The organism is Lysobacter sp. (assembly GCF_035655815.1).
GTDB lineage: Bacteria > Pseudomonadota > Gammaproteobacteria > Xanthomonadales > Xanthomonadaceae > Lysobacter_J.
This window is the reverse complement of the sequence record NZ_DASRTS010000023.1, coordinates 36,266-55,044: the sequence shown is the minus strand read 5'-3', so window position 1 is coordinate 55,044 and position 18,779 is coordinate 36,266. Positions and strand designations below refer to the sequence as shown.

Here is an 18,779-nt window from a genome sequence, read left to right as displayed (position 1 = left end):
CGCGACGCTTCGCACTTGCACGCACGCAGGTGCGGTGGTCTGATCGGTCGCCATGACGGCGACCGACATCCACCGCACCATCGATGCTGTCTGGCGCATCGAATCCGCACGACTCATCGCTTCGCTGGTGCGCATGGTGCGCGACGTGGGGCTGGCCGAGGAACTGGCGCAGGACGCGCTGGTCGCCGCGCTCGAGAAATGGCCCGACTCCGGCGTGCCCGACCAGCCCGGCGCATGGCTCATGGCCACCGCCAAGCATCGCGCCATCGACCGGCTGCGCCGCAGCAAGCTGCAGCAGCGCAAGCACGAAGAGATCGCACGCGAACTGGAGGACGAGCAGGCACACGCCGGCGACGCGCACCTGGACGCGCTGGACGATCCGATCGGCGACGACCTGCTGCGCCTGGTGTTCACTGCCTGCCATCCGGTGCTGACGACGCACGCACAGGTCGCGCTGACGCTGCGCCTGCTGGGCGGGTTGAGCACGGACGAGATCGCGCGTGCTTTCCTGGTGCCCGAGCCAACCATCGCCCAGCGCATCGTGCGCGCCAAGCGCACGCTGGCCGAGAAGCAGGTGCCGTACGAAGTGCCGCGCGGCGCGGAGCTGGCCGAACGCCTGTCGTCGGTGCTGGCCGTGATCTACCTGATCTTCAACGAGGGCTACTCCGCCACCGCGGGCGACGACTGGATGCGTCCGGGCCTGTGCGACGACGCACTGCGGCTGGGCCGCATCCTGGCCGAGCTGATGCCGGACGAACCCGAAGTGCACGGACTGGTCGCGTTGATGGAAATCCAGGCTTCGCGAGCAGCGGCGCGCATCGGGCCCGATGGCGAACCGGTGCTCTTGCTGGAGCAGAACCGCGCCCGCTGGGACCAGTTGCTGATCCATCGCGGGCTGGCGGCGCTGGAACGCGCGGAGAAACTGGGCGCCGCGCGCCAGCCGCCGCGCGGGCCGTACACGCTGCAGGCCGCGATCGCCGCGTGCCATGCGCGTGCAGTCGTCGCAGAAGACACCGACTGGGCGGCCATCGTCGGCCTGTACGGCGCCCTCGCGCAGCTGACGCCCTCGCCCATCATCGAACTGAACCGGGCAGTCGCGCTGTCGATGCTGTTCGGACCCGCGGCGGGCCTGGCACTGGTGGATGCACTGACCGCCGAGCCCGCATTGAAGGGCTACCACCTGCTGCCCAGCGTGCGCGGCGACCTGCTGAAGAAGCTCGGCCGCTTCGATGAGGCGCGCGCGGAATTCGAGCGCGCCGCGGAGATGACCCGCAACGCGCGCGAACAGGTCCTTCTGCGCCAGCGCGCCGCGGAATGCGCGGCGGCCGGCTGAACAGGCTTACTCGGCCACCTTCGAAATGATGGGCTTGAAGCCGCCCCAGAACATGCGCTTGCCGTCGAACGGCAGCGTCTTGGGATCCATGCCGGCCAGCCGTGGATCCTTCATGACCTGCGCGTTGATCTTGTCGCGGTCACGACGCGACTTGTAGACGATCCACGCAAAGATCACCACCTCGTCCGGCTTCAGCTTCACCGCCTGCGGGAACGACGTCACCTTGCCGGGCTGCACGTCGTCGGCGACGCATTCGTGATACTCCAGCGCGCCGTATTCCAGCCATATCTTGCTGGCGGTGCGTGCGAGCTTCTTGTAGGCATCCAGGTTGTCCTGGGGCACGGGCAGGACGAAACCATCGACATAGAAAGCCATCGGTTCACTCCTTTGGTTTGCGCGGCACGAAGCCGCATGGTGGGGAATGGGACGTTAGCTGGGTGATAAGGACGGTAGTCCGCCGGTCGGCAACCACTTCGCGGCGAGACCATGGTGCGCGGACGCGGGGATCACGGCTTGCGTGTCGCCTCGACCTGGATCCGCAGCGTCACGTTCATGTCGAAACCGTATTCCTTGCCAGCGTCGATGCCGAACTCGTCGCGGCGGAACGTCGCCGAAGCATCGGCGCCGCACCAGTCGCGCTGGTTGAGCGGATGCGGCATGCACTTGAAGCGCTCGATGCGCAGTTCTACGGGCCGGGTCACGCCGTGCAGCGTCAACTCGCCGCGCGCCTTCGTCGGCGCACCGTTGCGGAATTCCACCAGCGTGCCGGCATACGTCGCCTGTGGGTACTTGGCGGCATCGAAGAGCTCTGCGCTACGCGCCTTTTCGTTCATCGCCTCCAGGCCGAAATCGATGCTGGCCACGTCGACCGTGACCTTCACGCTGCCGCTGCCCGCAGCCTTGTCCAGCGTGATCTCGCCGCGACTGTCGTTGAACTTGCCACGCCAGGTGGACAGGCCCATGTGGTCGGCCTCGAAGCTGGGGAAAGTGTGCGCCGGGTCGATCTCGTACACGGCGGGCGCGGCAGTGGCGGCCGTGGCCAGCGTGGCCAGGGCAAACGCCAGAACGGGGCGTGCGAAGGGACGGAAATGCGACATGGGAAGCTCCTCGTCTGCGGTGGCGACGGCGTCATTGCCGGGCCTTCACTCAGTCGACGAACCAGCCATGGCGAAATCGACATCCGGCGATCCTCACCGTGACGAGCGCCCCAGCTGTCATTCCCGCGAAGGCGGGAATCCAACCACGAGCGCATCAAGCCGTCCGTCAGAGTCGCCGGGAGTGCGTCACGGCTTCCGTCAGGGCTGCGCGTCGGTTCCATGGATCCCAGCCTTCGCTGGGATGACGGCATGAAGGGCTGCGAGACAGTCGGCCTGGATCCCGGCATTCGCCGGGATGACGATAGAAACGTGAAGGCTTGGATTTCCGCCTCACCGCGATGACAGCCCGTGAAGCCGTTGCTGTTGCTGTTGCCATTGCTGTTGCTGTTGCTGTAGCCATTGCTGTTGCCATTGCCATTGCCATTGCCATTGCTGTTGCTGTTGTCGTTGTCGTTGCTGTTGCTGTTGCTGTTGCCGTTCTCTTCTCGTTGCCGTGGTTGTTGCTGGTACTTTTGCCTTTGACCTGCGACTTAAAGCGAGCCGAGCACCGGAGCCAAAGAGGGGCGAAGAGTCGCCAACTGTTTGAGCGGAGCGTAGCGCAGCGAGTTTTGGCGACGCCCCGTCTTTGGCGAGGAGCGCAGGGGACCGCCGCGCAGCGGCGGCGAGTGTCAGGAGCGAACGGTTTTGGTTACTTTTGCCAAGACAAAAGTAACCCGCTCCTTCAGGAGCGGAAGCTGTTGCTTGTGATCCTGTCGTGGCTTTGCTGTTGCTTCAGAGCCGAAGCCGAAGCGTCGAGCGCAAGCGACCGTGGGGATAGGAACGGCGCCAGTCAACAACGGCAGCAGAAGCAATCGCAAAGCAAGTGCAAAGCTTCCGCTCGCAAGCGAGCGGGTTACTTTTGTTCCGGCAAAAGTAACCAAAACCATTTGCTCCTGACGCGATCCGCCGCTGCGCGGCGGTCCCCTGCGCTCCTCGCCAAAGAGGGTCGTCGCCAAAACTCGCTCCGCTCAAACAGTTGGCGACTCTTCGCCCCCTCTTTGACTCGGGTGCTCGGCTCGCTTTAAGTCGCAGGTCAAGAGCAAGAGCAAGGACAAGGGCAAAGCCAAAGGCAAGGGCAAAGGAAAGAGCAAGAGCTCAAGCAAGGGCAATCGCCAAGCCCAAACAGAACATCAGCAACAGTCACGGCGAACCGATCGCTATCGCCCCTTGCCCCTTCCATGCCGCATCGCCGCCGCGCGCGCCAGTTCCGCCCATGGCCGCATCGCCTCGGCAGATTCCTCGCCTGCTCCGGCACCGACCAGTAGCTGAGCGTGATCGGCTGATCCTGCCCCAGGTACACGTATGGCTGGCTTCCCGCCGCCTCGAAGTGCAACTGCGTTTCCGCATCGACCTTGAGGTAGAACGCCTCCTCCATGATCACGCCGACGATCACGCCGTCAACGTAGACGCCGTGTCCGCCGAACATGGGCCGCGTATCGACCCGGCCGAGCGGGTCGAGCAGATCGTGCAGATGGGCGATGAGTGCGTCAGTCATGGCAGACCTTTCGCGCGATCAGGAGTGCTCTACATCGGCATTTCGACGACACCGGCTGCACGGATCCGCCCATCCCCGGCTCCCCGCCGTGCACCACGCCCAGGACGAACGGAAAACACGCCAGAGGCCGGCAGTTCGCGTGCGACCTGGCACCCAGCCCCTGCCCCCGCAGCCCCACCCTTCCAACGTTCGATCCGAGCGTAGGCGCGACGCGCCGGATCGACGGATGGACGGGCATCGACACCCGCGCCATCCACGGAGCACTCCCTGCCCCGGCATCAGAACCGGTGCCAGAGCCTCACGTACCAGGACGCGCCGTTGAGGCCGAACTGCACGCTCTCGAACACGTGGCCGTTGTCCGTTTCGTCCGGGTTCTGCCGCGTCGGGAAGGTGTCGAACACGTTGGCGCCGCCTACGGTGAACTTGGTGTTCTCGGTGAAGGCGTAGGTCAGGCTGACGTCGGCCGACGCCTTGGCGGCGTAGTGCTGGTTGGGCACGCCAGCGGCGGTGCCTGAGAAGGTGCCCAGTTCCTGTTCGCCGAAGTAGATGCCCTTGACGTTGGCCTGCCACGGTCCGCGCTCGTAATCCACGCCAAGCACCGCCTTGCTGCGCGGCGCGCCGTTCTCGATGAACAGCTCGTCGCGTTCGGGCAGCAGCACGTCCTCGCGACCGACCAGTGCCGGTGGCGTGTTCACCTGGGTCACGTCGGTCTTGTTGTAGTTGGCGCCCAGGTACGTGCTCCAGTGCGCGTTGGCCCAGTCGAAGTCGTAGGTGACGGTGAGGTCCGCACCCTCGGTGCGCGTGTCCACCGCGTTGAAGAAGAAGCGCGCCAGGCCCACGTCCATCGCTTCCAGGATCGGCCCGATGGTCGGGTCGCTGGTGTCGAAGTCGCCGCTGAGCACGATGCGGTCGTCGATGTCGATGCGGTACAGGTCCAGCGTCACCGACACGTTGTCGCGCGGCGTCCAGGTCAGGCCGAGCGTCGCGCTCTGCGAGGTCTCTTCGGTCAGGTTAGGCACGCCGGCCAGGCGCGCGAGCTCGCTGTCGTTGGAGGCGATGACCACATCGACCGGCTCGCCGCTGATGAAGTCGGTGATGGTCGAGGAAAAGTACTTCTGCTGCAGCGACGGCGCGCGGAAACCGGTGCTGACCGAACCGCGCAGCAGCACCGTGTCGCTGGCGCGGAAGCCGGCCGCGATCTTGCCGTCGAGCGTGGTGCCGAAGTCGCTGTAATCCTCGTAGCGCGCGGCGAAGCCCATCATGAAGCGGTCGGTGAAGTCGACTTCCACGTCGACGTAGCCGGCCCAGCTGTCGCGCTCGGCGTCCGTGACATCGCCCGGCTGGAAGCCCGGGAAACCCTGGCTGCCCGGATTGCCGCCCTCGCCCGCGCCGTCGTAGTCCAGGTACGAGCCTTCCTCGCCCTGGCGGATGCGGTAGCGCTCCTCGCGCTGCTCCGCGCCGAAGGCGACGTTGAGGCCGCTCAGCACCGTGTCGAAGTAACGCGACACGTCGAAGTTGGTGGTGTTCTGCTGGAACGAGAATCCGCCCGCGTCGAAGCTGGCCGGGCTGATGCCTTCGCCGCCGTTGAGCAGGTCGAGGTTGGCCAGCGACGCATTGAGCGTATTGTTGATGGTGTAACGCAGCTCGTTGTAGCCGTAGGTGTGCGACAGGTCCCAATGCCACTGCGCCATGTCGCCGCGCACGCCGATGATGCCGTAGCGGTCCTGCAGATCGCCGTCGATGAAGGGCACGAATCCATCGGGGTACATCGCCTCGGAATTACGCGAGGGGATGTCCTCCGAGCCGATTCCCTCGCGCGCGAACGCGGCCGACGAGGCATCGCGGTCCTGCATGCCGGCGGTGAAGTACACCTCCGCCGATTCGCCGATCGGCGAGTCGCCGTTGATGTACACCGTGCGGTTCTCGACCTTGGAGTCGCCGATGATGCGCGGGCTGCCCTTGGGCTCGGAACGGTCGGAGCGGTCGCGGTCCTGCCATTCGCCGGTGATGGTGAACATGCCGCCGGTGGCGAGTTCGGCACCGCAGTACGCAGTGGCCAGCCAGTTCTCGCCGTCGCCGCGGGTGTATTCGCCGTAACCGGCCACGGCCTCGCAGCCCTTGCGGCGCTTGAGCGAGATGTTCATGACGCCGGCGATGGCGTCCGAGCCGTACTGCGCCGCCGCACCGTCGCGCAGCACTTCGACAGCATCGATGGCCATCACGGGGATCGAGTTGAGATCGGTGCCGGTGTTGCCGCGGTTGCGCGCACCGTAGATGTTGACCAGCGAGACCGTATGACGGCGCTTGCCGTTGACCAGCACCAGCGTCTGGTCCGATCCCAGGCCGCGCAATGCCGCGCCGTCGATCAGGTCGGCGCCGTCCGCGCCGGTCTGGCGGGTCGAGGTGAACGAGGGTGAGGCGTACTGCAGCGTCTGGGCGAGGTCGAACTGCGGCCCCTCCTGCGCGGCGTCGGCCATCGGCAGCACGTCCACCGGGGACATCGAGGCGGTATCGGACGACCGCTCCACGCGGCGCGAACCCAGCACGGACACCGTCTGCAACGTGGTCGCCCGGCCGGCCTGCTCGGCGCGTTCCTCGGCCGGGGTTTCCGGCTCGCCGGTGACCGGCGGTGCCGTCTGGGCCAGCGCGGCCTGGCTGGCCAGGAGGGTCCCGCCCAGCCAGAGCGCGGCGTGGACGGCACGGAACAGGCGGCTGCGGTGCTGGCTCATGGTCTCTCCCGGGGCGATGAGACCTCCAGACTAAAGCGTATTGTTAAGAATTTGGCAATTCACTTTGCCTAACTTGGCAAATGTGACGGGCGGTCCACAACAAGCGCCCACCCCGGGGCAGCGAGTGGGCCCCCGCTTGGAACCCCTGACGCAAGGGCGGGCGACCCACCGTCGCTCGGCCAGCGGCGTACCTTCGCCGCGGCGCTCGCCCCGACCAAAGTCAGGCGGCGAAGGGGCACCGCAGCGGCGACAATGCCGCTCCTTTCCGGCTTCTCCGCGCGAACGCATGACCTCCACCAGCAAGGCGCAACTGCAAATCCATTTCTGCGTGCTGTTGTGGGGCTTCACCGCGATCCTCGGCAAGCTGATCACCATGCCCGCATTGCCGCTGGTGTGGTGGCGCATGCTGCTGGTGGTCGCCGCGCTGGCGCTGGTGCCGCGCGTGTGGCGCGGACTGCGTGCGATGTCGCCGCGGCTGATGCTGGCCTACGCCGGCATTGGCGCGCTGGTCGCGCTGCACTGGCTCACCTTCTACGGCGCCATCAAGCTGTCCAACGCGTCGGTGGGCGCCACCTGCATGGCGCTGGGCACGGTGTTCGTGGCGATGATCGAACCGTGGCTCACCCGCACCCGCTTCTCCAAGCGCGAACTGGCGCTCGGCGTGATGGTGCTGCCCGGCGTGGTGCTGGTGGTCGGCGGCGTGCCGGCGGGCATGCGCCTGGGCATCCTGGTGGGCGCGGTGTCGGCGCTGCTGGTGGCGGTGTTCGGCTCGCTCAACAAGCGCCTGGTCGAGCACGGCGACCCGCTCACCGTGACCGCGCTGGAACTCGGCGCCGGTGTGCTGATGCTGACCCTGCTGGCGCCGCTGATGCCGCTGCTGTTCCCCGCCTTCGCCGGCCCGCTGCTGGTGCTGCCGGACGCGCACGACGGCGCGCTGCTGCTGGCGCTGTCGATGGCGTGCACGCTGCTGCCGTTCAGCCTGTCGCTGGTGGCGCTGCGCCACATGAGCGCGTTCGCGCAGCAATTGGCCGTGAACCTGGAGCCGGTGTACGCGATCGTGCTGGCCGCGCTGCTGCTGGGCGAGCAGCGCGAACTGACGCCGCTGTTCTACGTCGGCGTGGTCATCATCCTGGCGGCCGTGTTCATTCACCCGCTGCTGGGCAGGCCGCGCCCGCTGCAGCAGCCCGAGATGCTGGGAACGTCCGAGGCCAAGGGCGCGGCGGAATGAACCCGTCGCCAGCCTGCCGCCGGGTGCGGCAATAATGGGGCGATGACCCACGCCCGGTAACCGCATGTACCTGGAGCACTACGGCCTGAGCGAGCCACCGTTCTCGATCACGCCGGACCCGCGTTTCGTGTTCCTGAGCGAGCGCCATCGCGACGCGCTGGCGCACCTGCTGTTCGGCATCACCCAGGGCGGCGGCGGCGGGTTCGTGCAGCTGACGGGCGAAGTCGGTACCGGCAAGACGACGCTGTGCCGGCTGCTGCTGGAACAGGTACCCGAGAACGCGCGCGTGGCGCTGGTGCTCAACCCGCGGCTCACACCGGTCGAACTGCTGGAAACCGTTTGCGAGGAGCTGCACCTGGACCTCGACGGACGCCGCGGCAGCGCGAAGGCGCTGGTCGATGCGCTCAACGCGTACCTGCTCGATGCCTATGCGCAGGGCCTGCGCGTGGTGCTGGTGATCGACGAAGCGCAGAACCTGTCGGTGGAAGCGCTGGAACAGGTGCGGCTGCTGACCAACCTGGAAACGCCGACGCAGAAGCTGCTGCAGATCGTGCTGCTGGCGCAGCCGGAACTGCGGCGCATGCTGGCCCGCGAGGACATGCGCCAGCTTGCGCAGCGCATCACCGCGCGCTTCCATCTCACACCGCTGGACGCCGCCGAAACCGGTGAATACCTGCGCCACCGCTTCCGCATCGCGGGCGGCCAGCGGTTTCCGTTCGATGCGTCCGCGGTGCGCCGCATCCACCTGCATTCCGGTGGCGCGCCACGATTGATCAACGCAGTCGCTGAGCGCAGCCTGCTGGCCGGCTATGCGCACGACGTGGCGATGCTGGACGCGCGCTGGGTGGATCGCGCCGCAGCGGAGGTGCTTCCGTCGGCATCGCCGCGCCGACGTTCGCGTTGGGCCATCGTCCTGCCGGTGGCCGCGGCGCTGCTGGTCGGCATTGGAGCGGCAGGCTGGTGGTGGTGGACGCGCGCGCCGGTGGAGGCGCGGCCGGCGCCGGCTCCCGTCATCGCGCTGGCCAAGGTGCCGGCTGCCGCGAAGGAGCCGCCGGTTCCTTCCCCCGCGCCGAAGCCCACAACGTCGCTCGACGCGGAGACCTTTGCCGCTGCGCTGCGTGCCGCACCGGTGCAACCCGGCTCGACGGGTCCTGTGGTGGACTGGATCCGCGAGCGGTTGCAGCCGGGTTACTTGTCGGTTGTTGACGGGTCGGCCGTGTTCGATGAGCAGATGCAGGCGGCAGTGCGCCGGTTCCAGCGCGACCACGGCCTGCTCGACGACGGTCTGGTCGGCCCCGCCACGCTGATGGCGCTGGCGTCGCGCGACGACGCACCGCTGGCCGGTTCGGCACGCGAAGGCACGGAGTGAATCGATGTCGCTGATCCTCGATGCCCTGCGCAAGTCCGAAGCCGAGCGCCGCCGCGGCCAGGTGCCGGACCTGCACGCCGAGCTGCCGCCGCGCGCGCCTGCCACTGCGGGCACTTCACGCAGTTGGGTGTGGTGGATGGTCGGCTCGCTGCTTGTGCTGCTGATTGCGGGGGCGTTCGCGATGAGATGGTGGCAGCCCGGGCGGGTCGCGGCCCCCGTCACCGCGGCACCGGCCGAGGTGACACCGCCTCGAGCCATCGCACCGGCAATCACGAGTGAGCCAGTCACGCCGGCCGTGCAGCCCTTGGCCTCGCCTGAAGTGACGGCCGCAGCCCGCCCCGCCCCCAAGGTCGTTCAACCACCGTCGGCAGCGCCCGTCGCGCAGGTGGAAGCGCCACCGGCGAGCGAGCCGCAGCCGGCCAGCCGTCCGGCGCCTGCCGCGGTCGCACCGCCGGTTGCCGCGATGCCGGCCCCGGTATCCGCGGCCCCGGCTCCAACGGTCGATCCTGCACCTTCGCCCAGCCCACCAGTTTCCGGCACCACGCTGCGCCTGGCCGACCTGTCGCCTGCCGAACGCGAGCAGCTGCCGGCGCTGAAGATCAGCATGCACATGTGGGGCCCGACTCCGGCCCAGCGGTTCGCGATCATCGACGGCACCCGTGTAGGCCAGGGCGACCGGGTCGGCGAGGCCGTGGTCGAGGAGATCGTCGCCGACGGCGTGGTCCTGAGCTGGCACGGCCGGCGCCTCGCCCTGCCCCTGCGCTGAGCCGGACCGGTTGCACGGCTCCCGCGCTGGCGTGACCATCCGCGTGTCCGACCAACCCGGGGTACCGCCATGAACAGCAGCACCCAGCAAGACATCGGCAAGCTGATTCTTCGCATCGCGCTCGGCGTCCTGGTTTTCCTGCACGGCCTCACCAAGCTCGAAGGCGGCCTCGACGGCATCGTCAGCGTCGTCGAAGCCCAGGGCTTCCCCGGCTTCTTCGCCTACGGCGTGATCATCGGCGAGGTCATCGCGCCGCTGCTGGTCATCACCGGTTTCTTCGCCCGCATCGGCGGCGTGCTCATCGTCATCAACATGCTGTTCGCCCTGTACCTGGTGCACCAGGGCGACATCGGCCGCCTAAACGAAACCGGCGGCTGGGCCATCGAACTGCAGGTGATGTACCTGGCCACCGCAGCGGCGATCGCCCTGCTGGGTCCGGGGCGGTGGGCATTCAACCAGCGCTAGATTGTTGCCGCGCGCACGACCCGACGGCCGCTTGCGTGCCGCGTCCGGCTTGCGATGGACGTGACATTTCGCAGAGATGGATCCCCGCTTTCGCGGGGATGACGGCAATAGCAAAGAGCGATTCGCTGTTGCTGTTGCTGTGAACAGCCAGCCACATTCCTAGACCCGGCGGGCGTCGCACATGGATGTGCGGCGCTGAGCAAGGAGGCACGGATGCCGACTTGCGGGGCCCCGACTCCCTCTCCAGTCTTGGGACTGCTTCGTCGGGGAAGACCCTTTCTTTTGGTTACTTTTCTTTGGGTCAGCAAAGAAAAGTGACCCGGCCGGCTTTAGACGGACGGAAGCTTTGGATGTTGCTCTTCAAACGCAGCCGGCATGACGAGCTAAACGCAGCCGGCCGCTAAGCGATCAGCAGAGAAAGCGACACCAACCCCAAGCCTCACAAACGGCTCACCCGGAACTTCCTTCCCTTGATCTTCCCCTCCCGCAAGCGCGCGAGCGCCTGCGCCGCCTGACTGCGCACGACCGCGACGTACGAGCGCGTGGGGAACACATCGATCTTGCCCACCGCATCTGCCTTCAGACCCGCATCGCCGGTCAGCGCACCCAGGATGTCGCCCGGACGCAGCTTGTCGGTGCGTCCGGCGTCGATGCGGAGAGTGGTCATCGCGGCCGCTGGCACGTTGTTGGGCTTGCCGGTCAGCGGCGTCGCGCGATACCACGCCAGCGGTGCACCCTGGCGCTGTTCGATGGCCTCGACGCGGTTCTTCTCGCGCGGCGTGCACAGCGTGATGGCAAGACCTTCGCGGCCGGCGCGGCCCGTGCGGCCGATGCGGTGCACGTAGGTATCCGCGTCGCTGGGCACGTCGTGATTGACGACCAGCGCCAGTTCCTTCACGTCCAGGCCGCGCGCGGCGACGTCGCTGGCCACCAGCACGTTGCAGCTGCGGTTGGCGAAGCGCACCAGCACCTCGTCGCGGTCGCGCTGTTCCATGTCGCCGTGCAGCGCGAGCGCGGTGAAGCCGTAGTGCGCCAGCGAGCCTGCCACCTCGTCCACATCGCGGCGCATGTTGCAGAACACCACGCACGACTCGGGCCGCTCCTGCAGCAGCAGCGCGGCCAGCAGTTGCGTCTTCCTTGCCGGTTCGACTTCGTAGAAACGCTGCTCGATGGCCGCGTGGCGTTCGCCGGCTTCGACCGTCACTTCGACCGGATCGCGCAGCATCGCGCGACTGATCTCGCGCACGCCGTCCGGGAACGTCGCCGAGAACAGCAATCCCTGACGCGAGGCGGGCGTGGCCTTCACCAGTTCGCGGATGGGTTCCTCGAAGCCCATGTCGAGCATGCGGTCGGCTTCGTCGAACACCAGCGTGCGGACTGAGGACAGGTCCAACGCACGCTTGCGCAGCAGTTCCTGCAGGCGTCCGGGCGTGCCCACCACCACCTGCGGCGCGTGCTGCGCCAGCGAGTCCAGCTGCGGCGCGAGCGGCATGCCGCCGCACAGGATCGAAAGCTTCAGGTTGGGCATGGCGAACGCCAGCCGGCGCAGTTGCCTGCCGACCTGGTCGGCCAGCTCGCGCGTGGGGCACAGCACCAGCGCCTGTGTTGCGCCGGTGCCCGGATCCAGGCGATGCAGCAGCCCCAGGCCGAAGGCGGCGGTCTTGCCGCTGCCGGTGGGTGCCTGCGCGATCAGGTCGCGCCCGTCGAGGATCGCGGGAAGCGCCTGCGCCTGCACCGGCGTCATTTGCGCGTACCCCAACGATTGCACGCCCTGCAGCAGCGCGGACGTGAGCGGAAGGCGGTCGAAGGAGGCGGTCAGGGCGTCGGGGGATGCGGAGTTCATGCGCCATGATCGCAGGTCGGGCGTCGCGCTGCGCCGCATGCACCGGCCGATGGCCTATCCTGCGGCCCAACAAGCCGGCCGCGCGAGCCCCGCATGGATCCCCTGCCCGTCGCCACCGATCCGCTGTTCATCCACATCCGCATCGTGCTGGGCATCGTGCTGGGCCTGGCGCTCACGACGCTGCTGAAGGGACTGGCGAAGTTCGTCCAGCATCCGGGGCGCGACCGGGTCTATGGCGTGCACCTGGCCTGGGCACTCGCGATGCTCATCCTGCTGGTGCACTTCTGGTGGTGGGAGTTCGGGTTGGTGCGCGTTCACCCGTGGACGTTCACCTCGTACGCGTTCCTGATCCTGTACGTGATCGTGCTGTTCGTGCTGTGCACGGTGCTGTTTCCCGACGACCTGGCCGAATACGCGGGCTGGCGTGACTACTTCCAGTCCAGGCGGCCGTGGTTCTTCGGCATCATGGCGGCGCTGTACCTCATCGACTTCGTCGACACGCTGATCAAGGGACGGCCATATTTCCATCACTTCGGCATCGAATATCCGATCCGCAACGTGCTGCTGATCACGCTGTGCCTGATCGCCACACGCGTGCGCGCCGAAGGCTTCCACCGTGCCTTCGTGGCGTTCGCCATCGTGTACGAGCTGTCGTGGATCTACCGGCTGTACGACTACATGCAATGACGTCCGGAACCATGCCGTCCGAAACCGCCCCTGCCGCCTGGTTCGTGTACGTACTGGAGTGCCGCGACGGCAGCCTGTACACCGGCATCGCCACCGACGTGGCGCGTCGCTATGCGCAGCACGCGGCCGGCAAGGGCGCGCGCTACACGCGCTCGCATCCGCCGGTGCGGCTGCTGGCGCAGTTCCCGCACGCCGACCGCGCCGCCGCCAGCCGCGCCGAGCACGCCATCAAGCGCCTGCGTCCGGCACAGAAGCGGGCGTTGTGCGCAAGCGCGGGTCATTGCGTCGAGGCGGACGGCGCGTCACCCTGATCGCCCTTCTCCGCAGCGCGCGCCATGCAGCACATCGAATTCGAACTCGACCGCGACCACGTCGAACTCAACCAGCTGCTCAAGCTGGTCGGGCTGTGCGACAGCGGCGGCGCCGGCAAGGCCATCGTCGCCAGCGGTGCGGTATCCGTGGATGGCGAGGTCGAGCTGCGCAAGACCTGCAAGATCCGCGCAGGCCAGGTGGTGACGGTGGAGGACGTGGAGATCCGCGTCGTCGCGGCCGGCTAGATCAGCGACGACAGCAGCTTGTCGAGCAGTTCGTCGATGGGCATGGTCAACAGCACCACGGGCAGCAATGGCGCCGATGCCGCCAGCGCGAACTGGATCAGCACGAAGCGCTGCAGCGGCACCGTCGACATGCCGTTGACCGTGGCGTACACGCCGGTCAGGTCGGCCAGGGCGGAGGAGTCGCCTGCTTCCAGAATCGGTGCGGCGCCGCCGCGTGCGCGCCCCAGCCACTTGTTCTCGAACTGTTCCGCGCAATCCGTGCCCAGCGCGCCATAGGCGAGCAGGCTGGCGCGCTTGATCGCCGCCAGCCGCGGCGACAGCAACAGCAGCGGCGCGACCATGATCGCCACGCCCAGCACGATGTATCCCAGCAGCACGTAGCGCAGGCTGTGCAGGGTCGCCTGCAGGTACTCGACCTCCATCGCCAGGCTGCCGGTGACCAGCAGCGCGCCCATCAGCGGCAGCACGATGAACGACGCCTGCGCGAAGCCGAGGAACGACAGTCCGGCGCATCCGTCGGGATGCGCGGCGTGCAGGGCCAGGCGCACCCGTGCGAACTGCCACAGCAGGCAGATCCACAGCAGCTGCCGCCACAGCCACAGCAGCACGAGGAACCGGAACAGCGGCATGCCGACGAAGTTGAGCCAGAGCCCGGCGGCAGTGGACCCCTCGCCGTCGAAGCGCCAGCTGGTCACCTTGACGTACACGTCCAGCGGCGGTGCCGTGAAGGCGCTCGCCACCGCTATCGCGAACAGGAGCAGTTCCGGCCACACCGAATCGCGCCAGCGGCGGATGCCCTGCAGGCCCTGCATGAAGCGGTCATGGTCCTGCGGCTCGACCAGCTGGCCCAGGTGACGCTGCGCGCGCCACAGGCGCTCGTCGGCAAGCGGCGCGGCCAGGACGAGCAGCGGCATGCACAGCACGAAGCGGGCCCACACGGTGTAGTCGCGTAGCAGCGGCACCTGCACGCCGCCCACGAGCGTGCCATCGCGCGCGGCGAGCATGCCCACGGGTACCAGCACGATGATCAGCAAGGCCAGCGCGACCCATGGTGCCAGCGGCCGCTCCGTGCGTTCGAGCCGATCCGCACGCATGAGGCGGTACACCATGCCGCCGCGCATCAACGAATACCGTTCGTCGATCATCCGCCCGCTCCGTGGAATGCGCCGAACCTAGCACGACCGCGGTGGCGCGGCCGTCTCGGGTCACAGGTAGGCGGTGACGTCCGGTGCGCGGTCCTGGCGATCGCGCCGGCCGTCCTCGTAGATGACCGGCGCCGCGGCAAGCGTCTCCTCGCTCACGTCGTCCAGGCAGGCCACGTTGACCGCCCAGAAGTCGCCGCCCATCTCCTGCTCCAGGTAGCCATGCGAGAACGGATGCGCACCGCAGTACGTGCAGAAGTAGTGGTGCACGTGACCCGGTGGCCATGCCGAATCCTGCGGCAGGTACTCGCCCAGCTCCTCGCGGTCGGAGAGCACGCGCAGCGCGTCGAACGGCACCAGCGACTTCCGGTACCCCAGCTTCCAGCAGAAGCTGCAGTTGCATTTGCGGATGCCTTCGTCGAAGTCGATGTCGGCTTCGAAGCGGATCGCGCCGCAATGGCAACTGCCCTGGTAGGTGGTGCGCATCGTCGCCTCCGTGCCCGTCGTCGCGACAGGTCCGCGCGAGGCTAGCGCAGCGGGCGAAGGCTTCAGGTGAAAGCGCGCCTAGCTGTCGCTCTCGCGCTGGCGGGCACCCGACCGCGTGGACAGGTCCTGCGGTCCCTTCGGCGGCAGCAGCGCGGTGTCGCGGTCGAACTCCGACAGCGGACTTTCGGCCGGACAGGTCCCGTCGGGGAAACCGAAGTCGCTGCGCAGTTCCAGCCCGCACGCGTTGAGCGCGTCCACGTCGGTGTTGGGCTCCTTGCAGCGCTTGTCGAACGCGCGGACGAACGAATCGCGTCGGCTCACGAAATCCTCGCCGCACTTGCGCATCAGGCGCAGGCGGTCCAGGTCGTCCTGCGCCGGGTTCACGCCGTCCAGTCCGTACAGGTGCAGCTCCTCGTCGGTGAGCAGGCGCAGGCTGCGGTTGGGCACGGCCATCATCAGGTCGGCGACCGCCGTGGCCGCGCCGTTTCGCTCTAGGTACTCACGTACGCGCTCGTAGACCACGCGCAGTTCGGCGTTGAGTTCGGCGCGCGTGGTCGCGGTGGAGCTCATGCGGATGATGCGGTGGATGCCCACGCGCCCGGCGATGGTCCGTGTGTCGCCCGCGCTGAGGATGAACACGCACGCGCTGTGGCAGATCGCGCCTTCGCGCACCCAGATGGTCCAGCGCGATTCGGCGATGAAATCGCCCGCCTGGATCGCATCCTCGACCTGTCCACCGGCCGAGTCGATGTCGAGCACGCGCTTGGCGATCTGCAGTTCGTCGGCCACGCGGGTCACGCGCTCGACGAGCGAACCGAACTGCGCCGTGACCTTGCCCTTGTAACGCAGCCGGGCGACGCCGCCTTCCGCGCACGGCTCCAGCGCGGCGGTCACGCTCTTGCGGTCCAGCGCGGTCAGCGGCTCACCGTCGCCAAGCGAGGCGTAATCGAGTTCGCAACTGATCGACGCCGTGCCTTCGGTCAGTTCCAGCGACGACCAGTCCACGCGTCGCGGTTCGGCCTTCGACGGTTCCGGATCGCGAACCGCAGTGGCCTTGATTCGCGGCGGGGCTTCCGGTTTGGGCGTCACTTTCACCGGCGCGCTGCTGATGGCGCCGCCTTCCTGCGGGCTGTCGACTTCCTCCAACACCATGCCCTGGGTGACCGGTTCGGCCCGCTGGCACGCCGACAGGAGCACGCCCGACAAGAGCAGGCACAGCAGCAATGGAACCAGGCGCCAGGACATGCGTTGCAGGGCTCTCCAGTGGTACGGAAGGGAACGCTGGAACTGAATGCGCGCGGCAGCGCGATCCAGTCGAGGGATACAGCAGGGATGCGCCGCAGGATACGACGGTTGGGCTGACTCGCGGCCTAGCGTCACGATAACGCGCTCACCTGCGCTGGAGCAGCTTCGGCGGCGAAGATGCCGGAGAACAGCGACGTCGCCACGCCGAATCCCGGACAGGTCGTCTGCCCGGCCAGGTAGAGCTCATGAACAGGCGCTCGGTGCGGAAACTGCTGCGCGGGCGGCACTGTAGGCGACAGTCCGTACAGCGCGCCGCGACAGGTGCATGCGGCGCGCATGGGCCATCGGCGTGATGACGCGCCAGCCATAGCGGCATCAGCGACGGCCTGGATCGCCTGCGTCACACGCCAGTGCAATGGCGGTAGACGGGTGGACGGCCCAGCGTCGCTGGCGCGTCACGCGCTCAACGCGCCTGCGCCCCGTTCTGCTCGGCGATCCACGCCTGCACCCGCTCGCGCAGATAGCGCAGCGGCACCACGCCTTCGCCGAGCACGCGCTCATGGAACTCGCGCAGGTCGAAGCGCGGGCCAAGCGCGGCCTCGGCCTCGCGACGCAGCGCGAAGATCTCCAGGCCGCCGCTGTCGTACGCGGTCAGCTGGCCGGGCAGCGCGGCGACGCGATCGACCATGTCGGCGGCCACCTCCGGCGAGAAACGCCCGCTCTCGGCCATGAAGTCCACCGCCTGCTGGCGCGTCCACCCGTACACGTGGATGCCCGGATCGACCACCATGCCGCGCGCTGGCCACAGCCGCCGGCTGATCTGCGCGTATGGCGTGGTGTAGATCCCGGCCTCCTCGCTCAACGCTTCCGAATAGCGCGCCCACCCTTCCGCGTAGGCCGAGTTGAACGCCAGCGCCGCGAGCGGGTGCCGCTCGCCCACGCCGCGCGCGAGCGCCAGCTGCAGGTGGTGACCGGGCCAGGTTTCGTGCACCAGCGTGATCTCCGCGGCGCCGCGGCGGTCGGCATCGGGATGATCCAGATTGATGCGGTAGATGCCGGGCTTGCTGTTGTCGGGATCGGGTTCGTAATGCGAGCTCACACCAGTGCCGCGCTGCTCCGGCTTGAGCGGCTCGACCACGGCCGGCTGCGTGGGCAGCTTCGCGAAGTAAGGCGCACTGAGTTCACGCGCACGTTCCAGCAGGCCGCGCGAGAACTGCAGCTGCTCGTCCGCGGACGCGAACCGGTTGTCCTTCGCCTCGTCGACGCGCTTGACGATGGCCGGCAGTTCGCGCGTACCGAACATCTTCTGGCCAAGGTCCTGCACGCGGGCCACGTTGTCGGCCACGGTGCGCTGACCCAGGTCGTAGACCTCCTTCGGCGCGCGGTCCAGGGTCGTGTACGAGCGCAGCATCGCGCGATAGCAGGCTTCGCCGTCCGGCAGCGCCGACAATGCGATGGTGTCGCGCGCGGCTGGCTGGTATTCCGTCACCAGGAAATCGCGATAACGGCGCAACGCCGGCTGGATCTGCTGCGCAACCAGCGTTTCGAACTCCTTCGCGAACGCCTCGTCGTTTGCTTTCTGCGCCGGCGCGAAGAACGGCGACTTGCGCGGCTCGGCCGCGATCAGACTGTCGAGTTGCTTGACCACGCGCGCCACCACCGGCCTGGGCGCCGAATACCCGGCCTTGAGCCCTGCGCGCAGGTTGGCGATCTCGTTGTCCGCGTACGCCGGCAACATCCGCCAGCGCGCCAGCGCCTGCTTGCGTTCGTCCGCGGTGGCCACCAGCTGGCGCTCGGCCAGGTCGGTGAAGCCAGTCTGCCAACCGAACATGTGGTTGACGTTCCAGCCTTCGGCCTTGCACACGCGCATGCCGCGGCTGGATTCCAGCAACTCGCGCATGTGCGCGTAGGCCAGGCGCGCTTCGCGGTCCTTCAGCTGCGCGGCATCGATGGCCTGCAGGCGCGACCACAGCGCATCCTCGCGCGCATCGAGTCGTGCGTTGTCGGCCGCGGAGTTGCGCGGCAGATAGTCATGGCGCTTGAGCGGCAGGACGTCGTAGTACGCGGGCGTCGGATCGAACTCCAGCGTCAGCGCGACCATCTCGTCGGCCATCGCCATGACCTGCTTCGATGCGTCCGCCGCATCGGGCTTGTCCGCCGCAAGCGCACTGCCCATCGCCAGCGCCAGACACGCAACACTCCATCCGCCTGCCAACCGCACCATGCCGAGGCTCCTGCCGTGTGTAGGTCCGGGCGATGGTAGTGGCTTGCGTGGGGATTTGCCTGTGCCGGGAGGTG

At 67.8% G+C, this 18,779-nt stretch carries 19 protein-coding genes; 9 read left to right on the top strand and 10 right to left on the bottom strand.

What is annotated here, in order from left to right:
* Positions 1-52 precede the first annotated feature (52 nt).
* The gene (locus VFE83_RS05730) at positions 53-1,333 is read left to right on the top strand and encodes an RNA polymerase sigma factor (RefSeq protein ID WP_324903970.1); all 1,281 of its coding nucleotides are present in this window, start codon (positions 53-55) and stop codon (positions 1,331-1,333) included.
* Positions 1,334-1,339: 6 nt separating this feature from the next.
* Here the strand turns inward: VFE83_RS05730 and VFE83_RS05725 are convergent, their stop codons facing one another.
* Both VFE83_RS05725 and VFE83_RS05720 read right to left on the bottom strand, forming a co-directional pair.
* Positions 1,340-1,708 carry a DUF1428 domain-containing protein gene (locus VFE83_RS05725; protein WP_324903968.1) on the bottom strand — a complete coding sequence of 123 codons (369 nt, stop codon included), beginning with the start codon at positions 1,706-1,708 and terminating at the stop codon, positions 1,340-1,342.
* A gap of 131 nt (positions 1,709-1,839) precedes the next feature.
* Positions 1,840-2,430 (bottom strand): YceI family protein, encoded by a 591-nt coding sequence (locus VFE83_RS05720; protein ID WP_324903966.1) that lies wholly within the window; start codon positions 2,428-2,430, stop codon positions 1,840-1,842.
* A 317-nt stretch (positions 2,431-2,747) separates the two neighbouring features.
* On the opposite strand from VFE83_RS05720, the gene VFE83_RS05715 reads away from it, so the two are divergent.
* Positions 2,748-3,494, top strand: a complete 747-nt coding sequence (locus VFE83_RS05715; RefSeq protein WP_324903964.1) for a hypothetical protein — start codon at positions 2,748-2,750, stop codon at positions 3,492-3,494.
* Positions 3,495-3,502: 8 nt separating this feature from the next.
* Here VFE83_RS05715 and VFE83_RS05710 read toward each other — a convergent pair whose 3' ends face one another.
* Positions 3,503-3,964, bottom strand: a complete 462-nt coding sequence (locus VFE83_RS05710; RefSeq protein ID WP_324903962.1) for a TfoX/Sxy family protein — start codon at positions 3,962-3,964, stop codon at positions 3,503-3,505.
* 278 nt (positions 3,965-4,242) lie between these two features.
* Positions 4,243-6,693: a TonB-dependent receptor gene (locus tag VFE83_RS05705; protein ID WP_324903959.1), complete on the bottom strand. Its 2,451-nt coding sequence runs from the start codon at positions 6,691-6,693 to the stop codon at positions 4,243-4,245.
* Positions 6,694-6,979: 286 nt separating this feature from the next.
* Here VFE83_RS05705 and VFE83_RS05700 point away from each other — a divergent pair, with 286 nt between their 5' ends.
* From VFE83_RS05700 to VFE83_RS05685, 4 genes are all read left to right on the top strand, one after another.
* On the top strand, positions 6,980-7,921 hold the full coding sequence (locus VFE83_RS05700) for a DMT family transporter (RefSeq protein WP_324903957.1): 942 nt from the start codon (positions 6,980-6,982) through the stop codon (positions 7,919-7,921).
* 64 nt (positions 7,922-7,985) lie between these two features.
* On the top strand, positions 7,986-9,290 hold the full coding sequence (locus VFE83_RS05695) for an AAA family ATPase (RefSeq protein WP_324903955.1): 1,305 nt from the start codon (positions 7,986-7,988) through the stop codon (positions 9,288-9,290).
* A 4-nt stretch (positions 9,291-9,294) separates the two neighbouring features.
* On the top strand, positions 9,295-10,056 hold the full coding sequence (locus VFE83_RS05690; protein WP_324903953.1) for a general secretion pathway protein GspB: 762 nt from the start codon (positions 9,295-9,297) through the stop codon (positions 10,054-10,056).
* Between the two features lie 69 nt (positions 10,057-10,125).
* The gene (locus VFE83_RS05685; RefSeq protein WP_324903951.1) at positions 10,126-10,521 is read left to right on the top strand and encodes a DoxX family protein; all 396 of its coding nucleotides are present in this window, start codon (positions 10,126-10,128) and stop codon (positions 10,519-10,521) included.
* 439 nt (positions 10,522-10,960) lie between these two features.
* Here the strand turns inward: VFE83_RS05685 and dbpA are convergent, their stop codons facing one another.
* Positions 10,961-12,364 (bottom strand): ATP-dependent RNA helicase DbpA, encoded by a 1,404-nt coding sequence (dbpA, locus tag VFE83_RS05680; RefSeq protein ID WP_324903949.1) that lies wholly within the window; start codon positions 12,362-12,364, stop codon positions 10,961-10,963.
* 93 nt (positions 12,365-12,457) lie between these two features.
* Here dbpA and VFE83_RS05675 point away from each other — a divergent pair, with 93 nt between their 5' ends.
* The 3 genes from VFE83_RS05675 to VFE83_RS05665 are packed head-to-tail and all read left to right on the top strand — an operon-like array spanning position 12,458 to position 13,608.
* Positions 12,458-13,051, top strand: a complete 594-nt coding sequence (locus VFE83_RS05675; protein ID WP_324903946.1) for a hypothetical protein — start codon at positions 12,458-12,460, stop codon at positions 13,049-13,051.
* Positions 13,048-13,362, top strand: a complete 315-nt coding sequence (locus VFE83_RS05670) for a GIY-YIG nuclease family protein (protein WP_324903944.1) — start codon at positions 13,048-13,050, stop codon at positions 13,360-13,362. Before VFE83_RS05675 ends, VFE83_RS05670 begins: the two co-directional genes overlap by 4 nt.
* Positions 13,363-13,386: 24 nt before the next feature.
* Entirely contained in the window at positions 13,387-13,608 is a 222-nt protein-coding gene (locus tag VFE83_RS05665; RefSeq protein ID WP_324903942.1) for an RNA-binding S4 domain-containing protein, read from the top strand.
* On the opposite strand, the gene VFE83_RS05660 is transcribed toward VFE83_RS05665, so the two are convergent.
* The 5 genes from VFE83_RS05660 to VFE83_RS05640 form a co-directional block, all read right to left on the bottom strand.
* Entirely contained in the window at positions 13,605-14,753 is a 1,149-nt protein-coding gene (locus VFE83_RS05660) for a hypothetical protein (protein WP_324903940.1), read from the bottom strand. The two genes, VFE83_RS05665 and VFE83_RS05660, sit on opposite strands and share 4 nt — an antisense overlap.
* Before the next feature lie 60 nt (positions 14,754-14,813).
* Positions 14,814-15,236: a GFA family protein gene (locus VFE83_RS05655; RefSeq protein WP_324903938.1), complete on the bottom strand. Its 423-nt coding sequence runs from the start codon at positions 15,234-15,236 to the stop codon at positions 14,814-14,816.
* A gap of 78 nt (positions 15,237-15,314) precedes the next feature.
* A complete protein-coding gene (locus tag VFE83_RS05650; RefSeq protein WP_324903936.1) occupies positions 15,315-16,481 on the bottom strand; it encodes a hypothetical protein in 1,167 nt (388 codons plus the stop codon).
* Between the two features lie 131 nt (positions 16,482-16,612).
* Positions 16,613-16,819 carry a hypothetical protein gene (locus tag VFE83_RS05645; RefSeq protein WP_324903934.1) on the bottom strand — a complete coding sequence of 69 codons (207 nt, stop codon included), beginning with the start codon at positions 16,817-16,819 and terminating at the stop codon, positions 16,613-16,615.
* 125 nt (positions 16,820-16,944) lie between these two features.
* Positions 16,945-18,705, bottom strand: a complete 1,761-nt coding sequence (locus tag VFE83_RS05640; protein ID WP_324903932.1) for a DUF885 domain-containing protein — start codon at positions 18,703-18,705, stop codon at positions 16,945-16,947.
* Between the last annotated feature and the right edge of the window lie 74 nt (positions 18,706-18,779).

What these genes read in the sequence shown, in the direction of transcription:
- VFE83_RS05685 (WP_324903951.1), top strand. Translation starts at nt 10,126, where the DNA reads ATGAACAGCAGCACCCAGCAAGACATCGGCAAGCTGATTCTTCGCATC.
- VFE83_RS05725 (WP_324903968.1), bottom strand. Translation starts at nt 1,708, where the DNA reads ATGGCTTTCTATGTCGATGGTTTCGTCCTGCCCGTGCCCCAGGACAAC.
- VFE83_RS05660 (WP_324903940.1), bottom strand. Translation starts at nt 14,753, where the DNA reads ATGATCGACGAACGGTATTCGTTGATGCGCGGCGGCATGGTGTACCGC.
- VFE83_RS05655 (WP_324903938.1), bottom strand. Translation starts at nt 15,236, where the DNA reads ATGCGCACCACCTACCAGGGCAGTTGCCATTGCGGCGCGATCCGCTTC.
- VFE83_RS05710 (WP_324903962.1), bottom strand. Translation starts at nt 3,964, where the DNA reads ATGACTGACGCACTCATCGCCCATCTGCACGATCTGCTCGACCCGCTC.
- VFE83_RS05665 (WP_324903942.1), top strand. Translation starts at nt 13,387, where the DNA reads ATGCAGCACATCGAATTCGAACTCGACCGCGACCACGTCGAACTCAAC.
- VFE83_RS05730 (WP_324903970.1), top strand. Translation starts at nt 53, where the DNA reads ATGACGGCGACCGACATCCACCGCACCATCGATGCTGTCTGGCGCATC.
- VFE83_RS05705 (WP_324903959.1), bottom strand. Translation starts at nt 6,693, where the DNA reads ATGAGCCAGCACCGCAGCCGCCTGTTCCGTGCCGTCCACGCCGCGCTC.
- dbpA (WP_324903949.1), bottom strand. Translation starts at nt 12,364, where the DNA reads ATGAACTCCGCATCCCCCGACGCCCTGACCGCCTCCTTCGACCGCCTT.
- VFE83_RS05720 (WP_324903966.1), bottom strand. Translation starts at nt 2,430, where the DNA reads ATGTCGCATTTCCGTCCCTTCGCACGCCCCGTTCTGGCGTTTGCCCTG.
- VFE83_RS05670 (WP_324903944.1), top strand. Translation starts at nt 13,048, where the DNA reads ATGACGTCCGGAACCATGCCGTCCGAAACCGCCCCTGCCGCCTGGTTC.
- VFE83_RS05650 (WP_324903936.1), bottom strand. Translation starts at nt 16,481, where the DNA reads ATGTCCTGGCGCCTGGTTCCATTGCTGCTGTGCCTGCTCTTGTCGGGC.
- VFE83_RS05645 (WP_324903934.1), bottom strand. Translation starts at nt 16,819, where the DNA reads ATGCGCGCCGCATGCACCTGTCGCGGCGCGCTGTACGGACTGTCGCCT.
- VFE83_RS05675 (WP_324903946.1), top strand. Translation starts at nt 12,458, where the DNA reads ATGGATCCCCTGCCCGTCGCCACCGATCCGCTGTTCATCCACATCCGC.
- VFE83_RS05695 (WP_324903955.1), top strand. Translation starts at nt 7,986, where the DNA reads ATGTACCTGGAGCACTACGGCCTGAGCGAGCCACCGTTCTCGATCACG.
- VFE83_RS05690 (WP_324903953.1), top strand. Translation starts at nt 9,295, where the DNA reads ATGTCGCTGATCCTCGATGCCCTGCGCAAGTCCGAAGCCGAGCGCCGC.
- VFE83_RS05640 (WP_324903932.1), bottom strand. Translation starts at nt 18,705, where the DNA reads ATGGTGCGGTTGGCAGGCGGATGGAGTGTTGCGTGTCTGGCGCTGGCG.
- VFE83_RS05700 (WP_324903957.1), top strand. Translation starts at nt 6,980, where the DNA reads ATGACCTCCACCAGCAAGGCGCAACTGCAAATCCATTTCTGCGTGCTG.